17 protein-coding genes are annotated in these 19,097 nt (G+C 53.7%); 9 read left to right on the top strand and 8 right to left on the bottom strand.

Translation table 11 applies throughout. The features are described 5' to 3' along the window. Positions 1–189: 189 nt before the first annotated feature. Positions 190–948 carry an MBL fold metallo-hydrolase gene (locus tag IE054_RS09105; RefSeq protein ID WP_189405550.1) on the top strand — a complete coding sequence of 253 codons (759 nt, stop codon included), beginning with the start codon at positions 190–192 and terminating at the stop codon, positions 946–948. A gap of 118 nt (positions 949–1,066) precedes the next feature. Here IE054_RS09105 and IE054_RS09100 read toward each other — a convergent pair whose 3' ends face one another. Further along, positions 1,067–1,420: a carboxymuconolactone decarboxylase family protein gene (locus tag IE054_RS09100; RefSeq protein ID WP_189405549.1), complete on the bottom strand. Its 354-nt coding sequence runs from the start codon at positions 1,418–1,420 to the stop codon at positions 1,067–1,069. Between the two features lie 157 nt (positions 1,421–1,577). Here IE054_RS09100 and IE054_RS09095 point away from each other — a divergent pair, with 157 nt between their 5' ends. Both IE054_RS09095 and IE054_RS09090 read left to right on the top strand, forming a co-directional pair. After that, entirely contained in the window at positions 1,578–2,954 is a 1,377-nt protein-coding gene (locus tag IE054_RS09095) for a YcjX family protein (RefSeq protein ID WP_189405547.1), read from the top strand. Between the two features lie 9 nt (positions 2,955–2,963). Further along, the gene (locus IE054_RS09090; RefSeq protein ID WP_189405545.1) at positions 2,964–3,854 is read left to right on the top strand and encodes a YcjF family protein; all 891 of its coding nucleotides are present in this window, start codon (positions 2,964–2,966) and stop codon (positions 3,852–3,854) included. A gap of 697 nt (positions 3,855–4,551) precedes the next feature. Here the strand turns inward: IE054_RS09090 and IE054_RS09085 are convergent. From IE054_RS09085 to IE054_RS09055, 7 genes are all read right to left on the bottom strand, one after another. Then, positions 4,552–7,233: a M1 family metallopeptidase gene (locus IE054_RS09085; protein ID WP_189405543.1), complete on the bottom strand. Its 2,682-nt coding sequence runs from the start codon at positions 7,231–7,233 to the stop codon at positions 4,552–4,554. Between the two features lie 249 nt (positions 7,234–7,482). Continuing rightward, a complete protein-coding gene (locus tag IE054_RS09080; RefSeq protein WP_189405542.1) occupies positions 7,483–8,709 on the bottom strand; it encodes a threonine/serine exporter family protein in 1,227 nt (408 codons plus the stop codon). A 342-nt stretch (positions 8,710–9,051) separates the two neighbouring features. Next, a complete protein-coding gene (locus IE054_RS09075; RefSeq protein WP_189405539.1) occupies positions 9,052–10,224 on the bottom strand; it encodes a heme biosynthesis protein HemY in 1,173 nt (390 codons plus the stop codon). Further along, positions 10,221–11,414 carry a uroporphyrinogen-III C-methyltransferase gene (locus tag IE054_RS09070; RefSeq protein ID WP_189405538.1) on the bottom strand — a complete coding sequence of 398 codons (1,194 nt, stop codon included), beginning with the start codon at positions 11,412–11,414 and terminating at the stop codon, positions 10,221–10,223. The genes IE054_RS09075 and IE054_RS09070 overlap by 4 nt, the downstream gene beginning before the upstream one ends. A gap of 4 nt (positions 11,415–11,418) precedes the next feature. Beyond that, positions 11,419–12,120: a uroporphyrinogen-III synthase gene (locus IE054_RS09065; RefSeq protein WP_189405537.1), complete on the bottom strand. Its 702-nt coding sequence runs from the start codon at positions 12,118–12,120 to the stop codon at positions 11,419–11,421. A gap of 33 nt (positions 12,121–12,153) precedes the next feature. Beyond that, positions 12,154–13,092, bottom strand: a complete 939-nt coding sequence (gene hemC / locus IE054_RS09060; protein WP_189405534.1) for a hydroxymethylbilane synthase — start codon at positions 13,090–13,092, stop codon at positions 12,154–12,156. A gap of 13 nt (positions 13,093–13,105) precedes the next feature. Continuing rightward, positions 13,106–13,777 (bottom strand): alpha/beta hydrolase, encoded by a 672-nt coding sequence (locus IE054_RS09055; protein ID WP_189405532.1) that lies wholly within the window; start codon positions 13,775–13,777, stop codon positions 13,106–13,108. Between the two features lie 201 nt (positions 13,778–13,978). Between IE054_RS09055 and gmk the strand changes: the two genes are divergently transcribed. The 6 genes from gmk to IE054_RS09025 all read left to right on the top strand — a co-directional run bounded on the left by gmk (position 13,979) and on the right by IE054_RS09025 (position 19,083). Then, complete coding sequence (gene gmk / locus IE054_RS09050) at positions 13,979–14,620, top strand: guanylate kinase (protein ID WP_189405531.1); 642 nt, start codon at positions 13,979–13,981, stop codon at positions 14,618–14,620. A gap of 104 nt (positions 14,621–14,724) precedes the next feature. Further along, positions 14,725–14,997 (top strand): DNA-directed RNA polymerase subunit omega, encoded by a 273-nt coding sequence (gene rpoZ / locus IE054_RS09045; RefSeq protein WP_189405528.1) that lies wholly within the window; start codon positions 14,725–14,727, stop codon positions 14,995–14,997. Between the two features lie 122 nt (positions 14,998–15,119). Continuing rightward, complete coding sequence (gene spoT, locus IE054_RS09040; protein ID WP_189405803.1) at positions 15,120–17,228, top strand: bifunctional GTP diphosphokinase/guanosine-3',5'-bis pyrophosphate 3'-pyrophosphohydrolase; 2,109 nt, start codon at positions 15,120–15,122, stop codon at positions 17,226–17,228. Positions 17,229–17,251: 23 nt separating this feature from the next. Continuing rightward, on the top strand, positions 17,252–17,638 hold the full coding sequence (gene ridA / locus IE054_RS09035) for a deaminase RidA (protein ID WP_189405526.1): 387 nt from the start codon (positions 17,252–17,254) through the stop codon (positions 17,636–17,638). Between the two features lie 3 nt (positions 17,639–17,641). Then, positions 17,642–18,361 (top strand): tRNA (guanosine(18)-2'-O)-methyltransferase TrmH, encoded by a 720-nt coding sequence (trmH, locus tag IE054_RS09030; protein ID WP_189405524.1) that lies wholly within the window; start codon positions 17,642–17,644, stop codon positions 18,359–18,361. Positions 18,362–18,441: 80 nt separating this feature from the next. Next, the gene (locus IE054_RS09025) at positions 18,442–19,083 is read left to right on the top strand and encodes a peroxiredoxin-like family protein (RefSeq protein ID WP_229805050.1); all 642 of its coding nucleotides are present in this window, start codon (positions 18,442–18,444) and stop codon (positions 19,081–19,083) included. Positions 19,084–19,097: the final 14 nt, after the last annotated feature.

Raw genomic sequence — 19,097 nt, 5'->3', positions numbered from 1 at the left:
GCATCCACTTGTTACGTTGACATGCCTTGTCACTGACTAATCCTGAACCACGGCTGTCGACTTCGCCAGCCGTCAGTGTTTACTCTCGTTCCCTAAGCCACTACAGTAAGGCGCCTGCAGCATACGTTAGCTGGTCTAACCAGAGGCGTCCTGCTATTGTAACGTAATTAAAATACACACTGATCACGCATGAAAATTCACCGCCTGCAAGGCTATATACAACATATCTATCTGGTCGAAGAGGCGCACGGCCTGCTTTTGCTGGACGGCTGCAGTCGTGCAGATGTGGATAAGGTGTGTCAGTTTATCGCCGGGCTGGGACGGGATATCACCGAATTGCGCTGTATTGTGGTGACCCATATGCACCCTGATCATGCAGGTGGTGCGCACAAGCTGCGAAAAATAAGCGGTGCGACGCTGGTCACGCACCCCAAAGCGAGAAACTGGTATTCAGGCGCAGGCGGGCGCGCCGCGCATGTGATCGATGTCTTACTGACGTGGTGGGTGGCCGGTCGCATCGGCAAGAAAAAGCGCCATATCTGGTATTCGCCAAACCTGCGACCCGATAAAGTGGTAAAAGACGGCGCCACTTTGCCGCTGTTTGAAGACTGGCAGGTGGTGTACACGCCGGGCCATACTGACCATGATCTTTCGATCATGCATGTACCGTCAGAGCAGGTTTACGTGGCAGATCTTATCGTTAAAGTGAAGGGCGACCTGGTGCCGCCCTACCCTGTATGCCATCCCAACCAGTATCGCCGCTCATTGCAGCGCATTGCCGATCTGCAGCCTGCGCGTCTGCTGTGTGCGCACGTACCGCCATTAAATGGTGACGATGTGGACTTCGAGGCTGTGCTGGCACAGGCCCCTGACAAGCCCAAAAACCACTGGCACTCGACCAAAAACCGGGTTAAACAAAAGCTGGGGTTTGGCAGTACTGAGCACTAGGGAAGATGCGAACAAGTCTATCATCACTCAGCGAGTCCTGAAGTGCGTAGTCGCAAGGCAGGTTTCGCGGGCAATGGCAACCGCCCTTGGTAAGAAAACTCTTCCCTAGCGTACGCGTTTAGTCTTCCTGTTGGTCGGTGAACTGCTCATACGCCAGCATGGCATCGGCGGCGTACATCAAAGATGGTCCTCCGCCCATGTAAACGGCCATGCCCAGGGTTTCCTCAATTTCTTCTTTTGTCGCACCCAGTTCCACCAGCGCTTTAACATGAAAGCCTATACAGCCGTCACAGCGAGTGGAAATACCAATGGCCAGCGCTATCAACTCCTTGGTTTTTTTATCCAGAGCACCGTCGGCCGAGGCGGCTTTGGCCATAGCCGAAAACCCTTTCATGGTCTCGGAGATATCGGTGCGCAGTGGTTTCATATTCTCAGAAATGCGATTAATAATGTCGGGATAAGATTTACTCATGGAAGCTCTCCAAATTAAGAAAGTTGTGTAAAAGTGAACAGGATCGCTGTACGACTGTAACGAATAAGATGTAACAAAGGATTAAATGCTATTGGTTTATTACCTAGAGTACCCCCATGATAATGGGTAGATGTTGTTTCAAATCAAGTGAGGTGTAATGGACGAGAAGGTGTCAGAGTGGGTTGCCGCGATGCGAGGCGCGCCGGATGCGTCACGTCAACTGCTGGCCGGCTGGCTGGGTAAACAGACTCACCGGTTTACCATTACAGGCCTTAGCCGCAGTGGCAAGTCAATGCTGTTTACCAGTCTGATGACCATGCTGAAGTACCGGACGGAAGCAGGCTATGAGTGTCTGCCACTGCTCACCCGGTTGCCGACCTCCCTGGTCGACAGTATGTACATGGAGCCGCTCCCGGGATTTGAGATGTTTCCGGTGGACGAACACCTGGCCGCTTTGGAATCCGGCAAGTGGCCACAGGCCACCGATACTGCGTACGGCTTTCGCCTGATCGTCAGGCTGACTGAACAGGGACGCTTTAAACGCTGGCTGATGCCCTACTCGGAAGTGGTATTTGAATTTATTGATTACCCCGGCGAATGGGTTACCGACTTACCACTGCTTGAAAAGACCTATAACCAATGGTCCGATTCGGCCTGGGCTCAGCAAAGTGGCGGCCCGCAACACCGTTTTTCAACACGCTGGCGTGAATTTATTCAGGACTTTGACTTTGAACAGGAGCCCACGGAGGCGCGCATTGCCGAGGTTGTCTCTGAATACCGCGCATATCTGGCCGAAGCCAAACGTGAAGGTATTACCATGTTACAGCCGGGCAGCTTCTTGCTGGAAAACGACAGCCTGAGTCTTACTTCTATGGGCTTTTCGCCGCTGCCGTCCACGGTGACCAGCGATCCCTCACACCCCTGGCTTAAAGCGTTCACTGCTAACTTCTCGGCGTTTAAAAAAGACTGGCTTGCGCCACTCAAAGACAAGGTGTTCCGCGAAGCCGACAAGCAAATTATTCTTATCGATGTGTTCGAGGGGTTAAACCACAGCCGCGAGCACTTGTATCAGCTCAAAGAAACGTTAAGTCACCTGGCTGAAACTTTTGTTTACGGTGAGAGCAACTGGTTGAGCCGAACGCTGCTCAGGCGTGAAAAAATCAGTAAGGTGGCGTTTGTCGGCAGTAAGGCTGACAGTGTGCCGGTCAGTGAACGCGATGCCCTGCTGTCATTGCTGACGCAACTGACCGAGGGAGCGCGGGCGAAATTTGGTGATAAAGAGGTGGATTTTGAGCATTTTCTGGTCTCTGCCATTGAGGCCACCGACGAAGGCGAAGCCCGAAACGCAGTGCGTTACCGCAACCAGCATGGCGACTATGTTGAGGCCAGCTTTGAGCCATTCCCCAAAACACTGAAAGACATGGAATCTGATACCCATTACCCGGTACTTGATATTAACGTACCGAAAGATTTTCTGCCGCGCATACTCAACAGTCGCGGCATGGACCGTTTACTCCAGTTTTTACTGGGTTAAGGAGGCATAATGACAGAGTCAGCCTATCGTTCAAAAGTGTCACAGAAAACGCTGGAAGAAAGCCAGCCGGAACATGCAATGCCAAGCAGGATGGCCGAGGAAAACTGGCAGGAGCGCCCCATTTCAGGCGGCCTGTCGTGGGGCAAAGTGGCCCTGATAACGGGCATCGCCAGCCTGCTGGCCCTGCTGGTCTACAATGCGGTCTCCGGGCTGCTCGCAGACTTTGAGCGCTACCCCATTACCAGCAGCGTATTAGGCACACTGCTGGGCATCTTCGTGCTGTCAGTCAGCATCGTAATACTTCGCGAGCTCATTGCGTATCGCCGGGTAAACCGTTTTATAGACAGCCGTCAGCCTTTGGGTGCGTTGCGTGAGCTGCCAACCGTGGCCGACGTAGACCGGGCGCTGGACAGTCAGGCCAGTCAGTTTGGCCGCCACAGTTTTGCCGAGCACTGTTACCGGCACTATCAGACCCTGAAACGCGATGATCAGAGTGCTAAAGAGCGCGTCGATTTGTACCAGCATCATGTCCAGCAACCGGTTCAGGCGCGCGCCAGCAGTGTACTGAAACGTGAATCCATGACCGCGGGCAGTCTGGCATTTATCAGCCCCAATGCGCTTATTCAGACCCTGGCCGTGATGTGGATCAGTCTGCGCACCATTCGGCGTATGGCTCAGGTATACGGACTTCGTCCCGGTACCGCCGGTAACTGGCGGCTGGTGAATGTGCTGGTGCAGAACATTGCTGCGCAAAGCCTGTTCGACCTGGCTACCGATGAAGTCGTAAATCAAATCAGTGGCACCTTGTCAGCCAAACTTATGGAGAACTCCGCCGAAGCGGTCGCGGCAGGCGCCCTGAATGTGCGACTGGGTAAAGCGCTGATAAAGCTGCTGCGCTAAGCCGTTAACTACACGCTCACTGCGCTGACACCGAAGAGTTGTCACCCCAGCGAAGGCCGGGGCTTCCTGCCGTGTGGCGTGGATCGGAGCAAAGAATGGCGTGTGTCGTGGATCGGGGCAAAGCATGGGGAGTGCCTGTTCAGCACGCGGTAAATACGTCCCTGTACGCTCCGCTGCAGCATCCCTGCTGCAGAGGGCTTCACATGCACTCCCCATGCTTCACCCCTCACCTCGCGGACTGCCTTGAGAGGGCGCGCTGTGTTAGCCCGCGGTATACCTCCCTCTATGCTGAGTAATTGCCGTTGCTACGCGCTCACTGAACTGGCACCGAAGAGCTGTCACCCCGGCGAAGGCCGGGGCCTCCTGGGGTGTGGCGTGGAACGGAGCAAAGAATGGCGTGTGTCGTGGATCGGGGCAAAGCATGGGGAGTGCCTGTTCAGCACGCGTTAAATACGTCCCTGTACGCTCCGCTGCAGCATCCCTGCTGCAGAGGGCTTCACATGCACTCCCCATACTTCACCCCTCACCTCGCGGACTGCCTTGAGAGGGCGCGCTGTGTTAGCCCGCGGTATACCTCCCTCTATGCTGGGTGATTGCCGTGCGTCGCCCAGTCGTGAGATATCCGCTGCGTCATAATGCGGCGCAACGGATATGCGGAGAGGCTTAACTCTTTGACTAAGGGTGACGACATCTTTGCTTATGGTGCAGTCAGCGCTTGGGAAAGTGGTGCGGCCAGTTTTTGCTTCATGGCGGCGCACTGTTTTATTTTCTCAACGGCCTTCGCCAGTGAGCGCTCATAGCCAGACAGTGACGCTGCGTGGGACTCTACAAACTGTTGCCAGTCTTCGGCCTTTTGTGTGCTGCAAAAGTGTCGGCCAAAATGTGGAAACGCTGGCCCTCTGTCACTTTTGGGAAACAGCTTGAATACGGCGTCTACATTCTCTTTTAACCAGGTGTATGTTGCCTCCCGGGTTTCTTTATTGGATATCTGTCTGTCGATAATGTCGAACGCGTCATACCCTTTATACGTGCCGTCAATCGCCAACCCCAGCAACGTTTTGCTCAGCATTGGGTCATCAGTCGACGCCAGCGCAATGATGGCATCAGCGCGTAGTGCCGGGTCCTGGGTGGTTTGACTGACTGTCAGCAATTTGTTGAAAAACGCGGTTCCTAAATCGCTCACGCCAACACGCAGCACGGTGGCACGTGTAGACACATCAATGTCTTGCTCTTTGTTTTGATCAATTGATGCGATCAGCGATTTTGCCTGTTCCTGAAGCGGTTGGCGCAGTGCAGGGTCCTTACTGAAGGTGAGCAGGTGATGTTGTAAGTCGCTGCCTAAAAGCGTGGCAGCCACGGTATCCTGTGACTTTACGCGAGCGTAGACTGGCCTGAACAGCGCAAGGCTTTTTTGGGATGCTGCTGACATGGTCTCGGCGTCCAGTAATGACGAGGATACGGTTTCAAACTGCTCAGCGACCAGGTCAGTCACATCCCACGCGCTGTGTGTTGCCAGAACTTCCATACCATGCAGCCAGGTGCTGGCCGAAACGGTACCGGCTTTAAAGGCGGCGGTCAGACTGTCGACAGCGATGAGTGCCTGATCCGCCGGCAATTGGGTCGCATGACTTAGTAAGGCCCGCCAGTCCGCTTCGCCCATGGAAAAACGGTAGTAGCCCTGGCTGGCATTTGGGTGTACGTAGTCTGGACAGCCTTGCTGCTCAAGTGCAACGGTGGCGGTCGGCGAATCAATAATGGTGCAGGTTTGTTCGTCATCATGGGCCAGACAAACCGGCAGTGTCCAGCGTTGGCGGGTATCAATTTCTGAGCCTACCGGTGCATAGCGCGACTGGTTGAGCGTGACGGTCGCAGGCTGGTTTGGCTTGCACGACAGGCTGACGTCCAGCAAGGGTACACCCGGCTGCGTGATAAAAGACGTAAACACAGGGACAAGCTCAGGTATATTACTGCCATCAGAAACAGACTGCATAAACTGATGCGCGTCGGCATTCTGGTGGGCGTAGCGACGTATATGGGTTTGCACCCCGTCCCTGAACGACTGCTCACCGGCAAACTTCTCAAGCATATTCAGTACACCCGCCCCCTTGTGGTAAGCAATGGCACTGAGTGCGTAAGCAATCTGATCGTTAGCCTGTACCGGCTCTCTGATTTTTTGGGCATTATCCTGAGAGTCCTTTTCCATAATCTTGAGTGCGCCGGATAATAGCGAGCGCTCGAACTCTCCCTCCGGCCAGACCTGGTTCGCTGTTTTGTAGGCCATCCATGTAGCAAAACTTTCGTTCAGCCAAAGGTCATCCCACCACTGCGGGGTCACCAGATTGCCAAACCACATATGAGCGAGCTCATGGGCATGGACTAAGGTATGGCTTCGCTTTTGTTCCAGCGGCGCCTGGCTATCCATCAGCATCAGGTATTCGTCGTACACCACCGCACCGGGATTCTCCATGGCGTAGCCGAGACTAAGCGGGGGCACAATTAAATCCAGCTTTTGATAGGGATAGCCAGAGCCAAAATAGCGCTCAAGACTCTCGAGGATGGGCTGGGTATTAGTCAGGCCAAAACGTATATTATCTTTCAGGCCCTGCGCGACGACGCCGCGCAGCGGCAGCGACTTCTCTCTGATGGTATTGGCAGGTAAACGGTCAGCGTTGGCTAAATCGTAAGGGCCGACCGCAAATGCCACCAGATAGGTCGGCAGGGGCGCAGTCGTAGCGAAATGATGCACGATATTATTATCTTGCTGCACCTGTTTGACAACGGGGGTATTCGCAATCGCTGTCATCGTGTCGGGACTGGTGATGGTAAGCGTGAAAGGTTGCTTAAAGCGGGGCTCATCAAAGCCAGGGAAAACTTCACGGGCGGAGATAGTCTGAAACTGGGTTGCAGTATAAGCATGACCACCTCTTACGGCTTTAAATAACGCCTTAGGTTGCTCGCTTATCGCGGCGGTATAACTCAGATGCAGCTCTACCTTACCGGCGGGCACAGGTTCGGCAAAATCGAGTCTGGCCACACCTGATGGCAATACCTGCTGATAGGTGGCCTCGACCTTCTTGCCGGCTGCGGTGATGGCGTGACTTGACGAGACGTCGAGATCCTTACCGTGGAGCCATACATACTCGCTAATGTTATTCAGATCGATAGTGATCTGGGTGTAACCTGAAAACCTGTCTTTGCTCGGATCTATTGTAAAATCGAGCTGATAAGCCGTGGGGATAGCGATGTCGCTGAGCTGTCCGTCAGGTGCAACGGTTGCTGGCTGTTGCGCGATGGGCATCGTCTGGCGTTCGTGCTGTGCACAGCCAGGTAAGAAGGCTGCGCACAGCAGCATGATGAGGGTTAAACAGCGTTTCTTCATTAGCAAAATCTCCCTTTCACTTTTCACTTATTACTTTTTGTCGTTGCTAAATTATTCTCTTCCGAACTGACATATCGTTATTTTTATCAGGTACCGATGAACACAACTACAGCTAAGCCTAGCCTGCGATTTCTGATTTTCAAATTGAAAGGTGTTTAACGGCAGGGGGAGCTGGTTTACGCCGCACACCTGCTGCAACGGCGGCGAAACCGGCCGCCAGACTCGCGGCCAACGTAAACGTCCGTCAGGCTACAGCGCTTTTTTGGTGGGCATTACGACGTTGGCGAAGATCAGGCCGGCAACCAGAGACATAAAGATAAAGAACACCTCCTGGCCGATGTTGTCGGCGCGCACAAAGTCCTGCCCGGATATAAAGGAATTCAGGCCGATATAGCTCTTTGAACCGGGGACCAGCACGATAAGGCCGTGCATGGCAACGATAGCGGAGGGCTGGTTTGCGATACGGGTATAAAGGTTAGCGAATACCCCAAGTGCAAATGCGCCGACAAAGGCGCCCAGACCGTTATCCATATACATAGCACCCCAGGTGGTGGCGCCGTAGGCAATAAAGGCCGCCGCAATAGCCCAGGGGATATGCTTTAAGCGGGTTCGGAACATGGCGACCAGTGACATGGTGAGCAAAAATACTGCCAGCCAGGTTGCCCAGTAAGGTAGCGACTGAGCAGGCTTATAAACATTTTCGCCGAACAGCGTAAAGCCCGCGGTTATCCCCAGAAAGGCACCAAAGTACAGTTTGAACAGCTGCATGACCGCATCCATGGTGCGCGCCGTGCCCGATACCATATTGCGATTGGACAGTTCGGCAAGCCCAATGGTCAGCGCCAGACCCGGCACAAACACAATGACCGATGAAAGCACAATAAGCGGAATATTAATGCCCGGATCCAGGCAGCCGCCAATGGCACTGGCCAGAATACCGGCAATAAAAGCTGTGGCGGGTTCCAGCATCAGGCTGACACGTTTGGAGCGCTGTGCCCATAACGTCCAGACAAACGCCAGCACGCCTAACGCAGCAGACCACAGAATTTCGGACCAGCTTGCGCCCATCATCATGGCAAACGCACCGGTGGCCAGGCCAAAGGCAGGCCCGGTAATAAAGTTGTTATACGGGCTGGGTAATACGTCTATTTCATCCAGCCGCTTGTCTGCTTCTGCGAGTGTTAGTTTACCTTCAAGCAGTGAACTGGCCAGCTCATCGGTCAGTGACAATGCGTGTAAATCCAGCTCACCTGGCATCAGACGCGCAGCCGTATTGTATTCATCTTCGTGTTTATCGCTCCAGATCACCACGGTCAGCGACGTCGGCGTGGCAATAAACGAAGCCCGCACGCCAAGGTATTGCGCCACTTCCAGCAAATACGCTTCCAGCCGGAACGTTGGCGTGCCGTATTTGTGCAGCATCTTGCCAAGCTTCACAATAAATTTTCGAATCTGAATAAACTCTGACTTGTCCACGTTTTTACTCTGCAATAGTCATCAACAATGTGCTACATCGCAACCTCGCAGTCGGCGCTTCGTAGCAGGGGGTGAAGGGCGCGGCATGTACAGGCTCAACACGCGGTAAACCCTTCCCTGGCGCCACAGCATCCCTGCTGTGGAGGGTTTCACCTGCACATGCCGCGCCCTCTTACCCACCAGAACCCCAGCCTCTGATTAAAAATCCGGCGGATTGTAGAGTGAGCTTTGGCAATCAACAACTGATATTTTTTGCACTGGTACAGATAATTAAGCTAATGCATGGCTACCCAAAAAGGTAAGGGATAAACAAAAGCCCGCAATGTGCGGGCCTTGTTCGGGTTACTGAATGTGCATGCCTTGCTTAATAAACGTCAGGGCCTGTGTGGTGTCCTGTCGCCGCTCGCTGATTTGTGCCAGCAGTAACAGGTCTTCCTGGCGGGGCGCAATTTTTGTGGCGCGCATCAGCACTTTTTCGGCCAGCTCGTCATCGCCGGCATTGTGTGCCACATGGCCAAGCGCGGAGTACAGTTCCACGTTTTCATCATCACGTTTTATCCAGCCTTCCAGCGCCTGAATGGTGGGCGTGGCGTTGGCCAGGTTAAGCGACTTAAGCAATGGGAATAACACGGGGTCCGGACCACTTTTTTGCCATTTCAGCAGCAGATCCTGCGCCTCACTATGCATGCCCTGTTCGAGTAGCTGCTCTGTATAGGCTGCGCGGTAGGCAGTATCGTGGCGTATCTTGCGCGGCAGCGAATCCCAGTAGGCTTTTAACTGATGAGCACCTTGCTTGCTGGCGATCTCGGCAAATTTGCCTTTGGCAATGCGGCGGGACCAGCTGACATAATCGTCTTTTCTGATGTGCTTACGCCAGTCACTTAACTTATCTTCAAGTGCCTGCCACTGCCCCTTTTCGGCCATCAGCCTGGCTTTCAGCGCAATCACTTTAGGATGGTGCTGCTGTTTTTCATCCAGTGTATCAATACGCGCCAGTGCGCTGTCTGTTTTACCTTCACTCAGGTCAATGCGGGATTGCATCAAAACCGCCGCAATACGGGCGTTGTCGTAGTCTTCGGCCAGCTCCAGCATACGCCGGGCATGGGCGATATCGCCACTGTCGTGTGCGGCCTGCGCGGCGGCCAGGTAATTGACGCCGTCGAAGTCACCATTACTGGTTTTACCCAGGTAATGCAGCGACTGATGGTTTTCACCTTCCGCCAGACACTGAATGCCTCGGAAAAATGCCACCTGGCGTTTACGCTCGCCCAGCGCGCCAAACCAGCGGTGCGAACCTTTGAACAGGCTCATTATCCAGAAAAAGAGTCGCTTGAGCACCCACCAGGCCAGCGCCAGTACCACAAACGAAATAACCAGGCTGACCACGGTCATTTCAATAGCGGTGTCACCCAGCGTGATGAGCACATAGCCACGATCGCCCAGTACCATGGGCGCAACGATCAGTGCTGCGACCAGCAGTGCCAGCAGCCCCAGCGAGTAAAATAGCCATTTCATAATGCACGCGCTCCCTGGCCAAACGCTTCCTGAACCCGTCGTTCCAGCAGCGCTTCCAGCGCCTGTTGCGCTTCCAGCGCCTGTTGCGCTGACAATTCGGCAGGAATGGGCTGGCTGACATCAGTATTCTGCAGGTTCATCAACGCGTCACTAAAGCCCTGTATCTGCGCGTCATCCCGGGCAAATTTTTCCTGTAGTAGCCGCTCAGCGTTCATTAATGATTGCTCATATAACTTACCCTCACCGTTTAATGCGGCAGACTGAGCCTGCATCAGCTGCAGCTTCATCTGTTCACGGACCAGCCAGCGCTGCTGCTGTGTCATCACCGGGGCGACAGGCTCAGACAGCGACTTCACTTCAAAGAAGTCATCGACCAGTGAGTGCCAGACTTTGACAAGGTTCTGTCGCCATTCGGCGGTCGAAGACGAGAGCTGGTTGTCTGAGGTGTCTGATTCGGGCTTTTCGAATACGTGTAAAGGCAAGTTATCTACCTGTGCCAGCATGCCGGACAGTGCCAGTGCCACCGAGGTTTTGGAAACCGGGTTAAGCTGGCGCAGGGTCTGAATATCGGCCGCAATTTTTGAGCGTACCGGCAGTACCGAGGGGTCGCCCAGTGATTCCAGCCGTTTGTCGGCATTTTCCAGCAGCATTAATGCGGTGCGGACATCCTGTTCCAGCCATAGCTTGCGTCCGGCCATTTTGACCAGGTAATCGGCTTCGGCGATCAGCCAGTCGGAAGGACGTCGCCCTTCCTGATTTTTCAGCCGGGTCAGCAAGGCCTCGGTTTGCTGTCCCAGTTCGCGGGTCGTGGATTCCAGCGCGGCCATTTCACTGTTGAGCGATTCACGGCTACGCTCCAGATCAGCCAGACGCTGTTGTAGCTGACTGTTCTGCTGATTAAGGGCCGATAATTTGGTGGTATAGGTTTGCTGTGCTGCAGCGAGTTCACTGGTGTTGTCCATGCGCTGGGTCACATACCAGTAAGCTGCACCTGCAACGGCGAGCACTAGCAGCAAAATAAAAACGCTGAACAGCCATAACAGGCCATTACCTTTCCTTTTGTCTGACGCAGGGGGCGTATCGTCATTATGTTGCGGTTCACGTTCGGCTGACGTGGATGGAGCTTCATCACCCGTTTCATCGGTCACGCGCACCTGCGTGTTGTGCTCCGTATTATTATTATCAGCCATGTTGTTACTCCCAGTTATTCTTTATCCACTCTATCAACGCGCTGTCACTTGCGCCAGCACACACACTGATATCCTTCACCCCCTGTGTACGCAGAGAGTCGGCAACCCGCTCACTTACGGTCAGCCAGGGCAGGCAGCGAAGCTCGTGTGGCGGATAATGCTGCAGCAATTGTGTGGCCAGCTGTTCGCTGGTGGCAATAATGCCGGATACCTCGCTTATTTGCGCCCCGGCCGTGGTAACCGGCCTCTCCAGCATGGTACGGCGATACACACAAAACGTACTCACCTGCTTATCTCTGGCTGTGAGCGTTGCCCGCAGCGCATCGCGGCCGCCCTCGCCTTTAATAATAACGATATGCTGACAATTTGCACAGGCGAGCGCAGGTAACGCCAGTATGCCCTCAGACGTTTGTGTCTGTGGCATGGTGACGCGTTTAAAAACCGGTGTCAGGCAGTCGGCGGTAGCCATACCCACGGCAATAACCGGCAGGTCACTGACCCTAAGACGATTTGGGCAATGCTCAATACACCGGTTCAGGGCGCGCGCAGCAAACACGCTGGTCACGATCAGCAGGTCAGGCAATGTGCCCCGCATCAGGTGTTCGCTCAGCGCGGCCTCCTGTTCAGGCAGTGATTCAATATCCGTGGTAGCCACGCCCAGAGTATCAAGCCCCGCCTGGCGAAATGCCAGGACACTGGCGTTCAATTTTGGCCGCGGGCGGGTAAGCAAATACATGGGTTAGTCGTACAGTGCACGCAAAATATCGCCCGCGCCCTGTGCAAGTAGTGCGTCTGCCACATCAATACCCATTTTTTCGGCGGTGTCTGCGTGTCCGGTGGTTGAGGCAAACAGCAACGTTGAGCCATCTGGCTTACCGACCATACCTGACAGGGTCAGCGTATCGCCATCGAGCGTGGCATAGCTGCCGATGGGTACCTGACAGCCGCCCTCCAGCCGGGTATTCATGGCACGTTCTGCCTTCACCCGGATTGCCGTTTCTTTATGGTTCAGCGCGGACACCAGTTCAATCAGGCCGGTATCGCTGTTTAAGCATTCGATACCTACCGCGCCCTGCCCCACGGCAGGCAACGACACCGACGGGTCCAGTGCCTCGGTGATGCGCGTTTGAAAGCCCAGCCTGATGAGTCCGGCACTGGCTAAAATGATGGCATCATAGTCTCCGGCATCCAGTTTGCTTAGCCGTGTATTGACATTGCCGCGCAGGTCGCGGATGACCAAATCCGGGCGCAGTTTTCGTAGCTGGCACTGCCTGCGCAGACTGGAGGTGCCGACCACTGCACCCTGTGGTAACGCGTCTAACGTCTCATAGGTATTGGAAACAAACGCATCAAACGGGTTTTCTCGTTCACAAATGGCGTGCAGACCAAATTCCTCGGGAAAGGCCACCGGGACGTCTTTCATGGAATGCACGGCAATATCGGCGCGGCCTTCCAGCATGGCTACCTCAAGTTCTTTGATAAACAGCCCTTTACCGCCAATTTTGGCCAGTGGCGTGTCCAGAATTTTATCGCCCTGCGTGCTCATGGGTACCAGCTCCACAGTGATATGTGGGTGGTGATGCAAAAGCTGTGCTTTGACATATTCGGCCTGCCACAGTGCCAGCGCACTTTTGCGCGTGGCAATGCGGACCGTATCAGGTAGTGATGTTGAACTCATGATCTTCTCTTGCTCAGGCCAGAACTGATTTCAGCCAGGCTGAAATATCGTTTAATTCATTCAGGCAGACATTGTGCTGCATGGTGTAGGTCGACCAGGTCGCATTAAAGCCATTTTCGGTAAGGGTCTTAAAGGCAGTATGGCCAAGAAACATCGGCACTACCTCATCCTGCTCGCCGTGCGCCATCATAATAGCGGTGTCCTTATTAACCGCGCTGGCCTCAGCTGCCAGCTTCTCTGGCTCGCTCATGTAAGTGGACAGTGCCAGAACGCCGGCCAGCTTGTGTTCGAAGCGGGTACTTAAATGCAGGGCAATCACGCCGCCCTGCGAAAAACCGGCCAGTACAATACGCTCATACGGAATGCCCTTTTTATGCTCGGCGTCGATCAGGGCTTCCACTCTGGCGGCCGAATCTGTAACCCCTTCGACATCGGCGCGATTATTAAAATCCAGTGATTTAATATCATACCAGGCGCGCATGCGCATACCGGCATTGATGGTCACTGGCCGCTCGGGGGCGTGAGGGAAAATAAAACGAATGGCATGATCAGCGGGTAGTTTCAGTTCGGGGACGATTGGCGCAAAGCCATTACCTGAGTCCCCAAGTCCGTGTAACCAGATGACACAGGCATCGGGTGTGGTGTTGGGGTTAACTTCCACGTAGGGCAGCAGGTTTCCACTCATCGTTATCAGGTTCCTTATTCCAATCCGTTCACAGAACTTCGCAGTAAAAAGCGCGAAGTTTTACGGCAAGTTAAGTTGTTATGCTACCATTGCTGTCTTAAATGAACACTAGGGAAGATGCGAATAGGTCTCCCGTCAGGTGGTAAGGGCAAACCCGCTAGATGGGTGGGCGTTCTGCTTCACATCAACCAGGTACGCGTTATGGCTTCATTACTTGGAAATCTTTTTATTCTTGCGGCACCGTCAGGCGCCGGTAAATCCAGCCTGATAAAGGCGTTGCTTGAGAAACATGCAAACAAATCCGCGCAGCGAGTCGAAGTGTCGGTATCACATACCACCCGCAAGCCTCGTCCCGGTGAGGTGGATGGAGAGCATTATCACTTTGTCAGCCGCGACCAGTTTGAAGCACTGATAGAGCAGGGCGTGTTTTTTGAATGGGCTGAAGTGTTTGGTAATTATTATGGCACTTCACGGGTAACCATTGAGCAGACGCTGCACCGCGGTGTTGATGTGTTTCTCGATATTGACTGGCAGGGTGCGCAGCAGGTTAAACAACAGCTGCCCGATGCCTGTGGTATTTTCATTCTACCGCCCTCCCTGTCCGTGCTGGAAGAACGGCTGACACGTCGTGGACAGGATAGCGACGAGGTGATTGCCAGTCGCATGAAGCAGGCTGTGGCGGAAATGTCGCATTTCAGCGAATTTGATTACGTGCTGGTAAACGATGATTTTTCGATTGCCCTGCATGAACTGGAAGCCATTGTTTGTGCGCGGCGGTTGCGTTTGCAGAAGCAACAATTGCGACACCAGCCGCTGTTGGACGAACTGCTGGGATCGGCCTGATCCCGGGTGCTGTAAATTTACACAAAACACTATGACTGTGGCCGTCGGTGGTATATACTACGCGGCCTTTTATCATTTAGTTGCTCAATTTTCCGGAGATACACATGGCTCGCGTAACCGTAGAAGACGCTGTAGATAAGATCGGCAATCGCTTCGATCTGATCCTGATCGCTGCACGACGTGCTCGTCAACTGGCCACTGAAGGCAAAGAGCCCATGGTTGATGTACAGAATGACAAGCCTACCGTCACGGCACTGCGTGAAATTGAAGGTGGTTTGGTGGATGCTGCCACACTGGAGCATGATGAAATTCACGACCAGGAGCAGCAGGATAACGCCGAGTTCGCCTCTGTTGCGAATATTCTGTCCGATCAGTAAGCCCAAACGCTGCTAAGCTGTTTGCATTGCGCGCCAGTACAAATGTACTGGCGTTTTTGATTGGATCTCGAAACAAATATTCGTATCCTTGAATACTCACTTATTTGCAGTCTCACTATCACGTGTATCTTTTTGAAGGCTTAAAAGAAAAAGTTGCCAGTTATCTGCCCGCTGAACAGGTTCAGCTGGTGGAGGATGCGTTTGTGCTTGCGCATGAGGCGCACGACGGGCAAATGCGTTCAAGTGGCGACCCCTACATCACCCATCCGGTTGCGGTGACGGGTATTCTGGCCGACATGCATCTGGATCACGAAACCCTGATGGCAGCGCTGCTGCACGATGTGATTGAAGACACCCATTTTAGTCAGCAGGACTTAGCCGAGAGCTTCGGGAATACCGTGGCCGAGCTGGTCGAGGGCGTCAGTAAGCTGGACAAAATTGCGTTTTCGAGCAAGCAGGAAGCACAGGCAGAAAACTTCCGTAAAATGATGATGGCCATGGTGCAGGATATTCGGGTGATCCTGATCAAGCTGGCCGATCGCACGCATAATATGCGTACTCTCGGCGCGCTCAGGCCTGATAAACGCCGCCGCATTGCGCTGGAAACGCTGGAAATTTATGCGCCTATTGCGCATCGTTTGGGTATTCACGATATTAAAAATGAGCTGGAAGATTTAGGCTTTCTGGCCATGTACCCGATGCGCCATCGCGCGCTGAAATCTGCGGTAAAGCAGGCGCGCGGCAACCGAAAAGAACTGATCGACAATATCCGTCTGGAGCTGGGGACGCGGCTGGACTCGTATTCCATCGAATCCACGGTGCATGGCCGCGAAAAGCACCTTTACTCCATTTACCGTAAAATGCGCAACAAAGAGCTGATGTTCAACGAAGTGATGGACATTTACGCGTTTCGCATTGTGGTGGATACCGTGGACAACTGCTACCGTGCACTGGGTGCCATGCATAGCCTGTACAAGCCCATTGAGACCCGCTTTAAAGATTATATTGCCATCCCCCGTACCAATGGCTATCAGTCACTCCATACCTCCTTAGTTGGCCCGCATGGGATCCCAGTGGAAGTGCAGATCCGCACCCACGAAATGGACCATATGGCAGATAAAGGGGTAGCCGCGCACTGGCTGTACAAAGAGCCCGGGGATACCGGCACCACGGCTCAGCTACGGGCACGCAAGTGGATGCAGTCGCTGCTTGAGCTGCAGCAGTCTGCCAGTTCATCCTTTGAATTTATTGAATCGGTCAAAACCGACCTGTTCCCCGACGAAATCTACGTGTTTACGCCTGATGGCCGCATTATCGAGCTGCCCACCGGTGCCACGGCGGTTGATTTTGCCTACGCCGTGCATTCCGATATTGGTAACACCTGTGTCGGCGTCAGGGTTGAACGACGAAATTACAGCTTAAGTAAACCGCTGGAAAACGGCCAGACCGTGGAAATTATTACGTCACCGAAAGCTAAGCCCAACGCGAACTGGCTGAACTTTGTGGTCAGTGCCCGTGCGCGCACCCGTATCCGCCAGTATTTGCGTAAACAGCACAGCCAGGAAGCCGTAAATATGGGCAACCGCCTGCTGCGTCACGCCCTGGGGACGGTAAAACTGGACGAAATTCCACAGCAGGATATTGACCGTGTTGTAGCCGAAACCAAACACGCCGACTTCAACGAACTGCTCACCGATATTGGTCTGGGGAACGAGCTAAGCGCCATTGTTGCCCGCCGGCTGCTGGGCGAGTCGGGCGAGCTGCCAGACAAAAAAGGCAATGTTGCCATTCGCGGGACCGAAGGCCTGCTGGTGAATTATGCGCGTTGCTGCCATCCTATCCCGGATGATGAAATCGTCGCGGTGCTGAGTCCGGGACGCGGCATGACGATTCACCAGACCGGCTGTAAGAATATCCGTAAACTGTCCCGCGAAGAGCCGCAGCGGGTGCTGCCTATGCAGTGGGACGATACCACACAGGGCGAATTTAAATCGTCGCTGCGTATCGAACTGGTTAATCACCAGGGCACACTGGCAACACTGACCAATATGATTTCGGGTTGTGACTCCAACATCATTGGTCTGCAAACCGAAGAAAAAGAGAGTAACATCTACTTTATCGATCTCGAACTGACAACCCACAACCGGGTTCACCTTGCCAGAATCATGCGCAAGATCCGGACAATGCCGGAAGTCCAGCGAGTATCTCGTCACAGTCAGTCCAAACATTAATTAATCGATTAACAGGAACAGGTATGTCTAAGTCCATTATTCAAACCGATCGGGCACCGCAGGCTATTGGTACTTACAGCCAGGCGGTAAAAGCCGGGACCACCGTGTATATTTCCGGTCAGATCCCGCTGAAACCGGACACCATGGAAATGGTCAGTGATGATTTTGCCGAGCAAACCACACAGGTGTTCGATAACCTCAAAGCCATTTGCGAAGCGGCCGGGGGGTCGACCAACGATCTGGTAAAAATGACCATCTATCTGACAGATTTGTCACACTTTGCGACCGTCAATGAGATCATGACTGAGTATTTCGGTAAGCCCTATCCGTCCCGTGCAGCAGTACAAATCAGTGCGCTGCCGAAAGGGGCGCAGGTCGAGGTAGACGGGATCATGGAGCTACCAGAGTAAACCATGTCGCCGGAGCGCCATCAGCGTATTCGCGAGGTACTCAGACAGCGTCAGCTGGATCTCACGGTATGTCTGGAAAATGTTCACAAACCGCATAATGTGTCGGCTATCGTTCGTACCTGCGACGCCATTGGCATTCATCGTGTGCACACCGTATGGGATGAGCGCCATAAACTGCGTGGCGGTACCGCTATGGGCAGTCAGCAATGGGTACGTACTACCAATCACGATACCATCGGTGAGGCCGCCGCCGCACTGAAAGCGCAGGATATGCAGATCCTGGTTACCAATCTTTCGCAAACCGCTGTCGACTTTCGTGACGTCGACTATACCCGGCCAACGGCGATCCTGTTTGGACAGGAGCGCTATGGCGTTAGCAACGAGGCGGTGGCACTGGCTGATCAGGATATTGTCATACCCATGGTGGGCATGGTGCAATCGCTGAATGTGTCTGTGGCTGCTGCACTGATTCTGTATGAAGCGCAACGTCAGCGTCAGATTGCCGGTCTGTACGATAAGGCAACATTGCCGGATGAAGAGTGCCAGCAACTGTTATTTGAAGCGGGCTATCCGCGTCTGCAGAAAATGTGTAAACGCAAAGGCATTGCTTACCCGCCTATCGATGATCATGGGCACATTGTAGCCAGCAAGGCCTGGTGGCAGCAGCTTCAGGTGTCACCGGCGGTTTTGCAGGCACTGCACGCTGATGAAATCGCCGGGTAAATTCCGGCATTCGCTGTAATTATTTTGTATGCTTCCGGGTCTGGTAAGTCACAGAGCCATATTTATTAATGAGGGCGCCCGTGAAAGTCGTATATATCTTTGTCATTCTTGCAACGCTAATCGTCTCCGCACCTGCCGCCACGGCCGCATTGCGCGACACCCTGGCCTCATCGCCAGAAAAGGTCACGCCACTGCTGGCCGGTATGCAGGCCCCCAACAGCACACTGACTACGCCTGAGGGTGATCCTGTCAGTTTGCACGCACTTACCTCGCAGGCACCTGCAGTAGTGTTGTTTTATCGGGGTGGCTGGTGTCCGTACTGTAATCGTCAGTTAGCGGAGCTAAAAAATATCGAGGAACAATTGCTCGAACTTGGCTATCAGATCCTCGCAATCAGCCCGCAAAGTACCGACAGTCTGAATGAACAGGCGCTGAAAACGGAATTTGCGGCGCAGTTGTTCACCGACACGTCGCTGGCGTCACTGCGTGAGTTTGGTATTGGCTTTTATTTAGATGCGCAAACACAGGAACGCTATAAACAGCATGGTATTGCACTGACACTTGATGACAACGGCAAAGCCGTGCTGCCAGCACCCGCCGTGTTTATTCTTGATACCGGGGCAAAGATTCAGTTCAGCTATGTGAATCCTGATTACAAAGCAAGACCATCAGCCAATATGATCCTGGCTGTTGCCCGCGCCATCGCCGAAGATAATCAGTAAACAGCGCCGGTTGC

The organism is Alteromonas halophila, assembly GCF_014651815.1.
Lineage (GTDB): Bacteria > Pseudomonadota > Gammaproteobacteria > Enterobacterales > Alteromonadaceae > Alteromonas > Alteromonas halophila.
The sequence above is the reverse complement of the archived record's forward strand: the minus strand, read 5'-3'. Positions and strand labels throughout refer to the sequence as shown.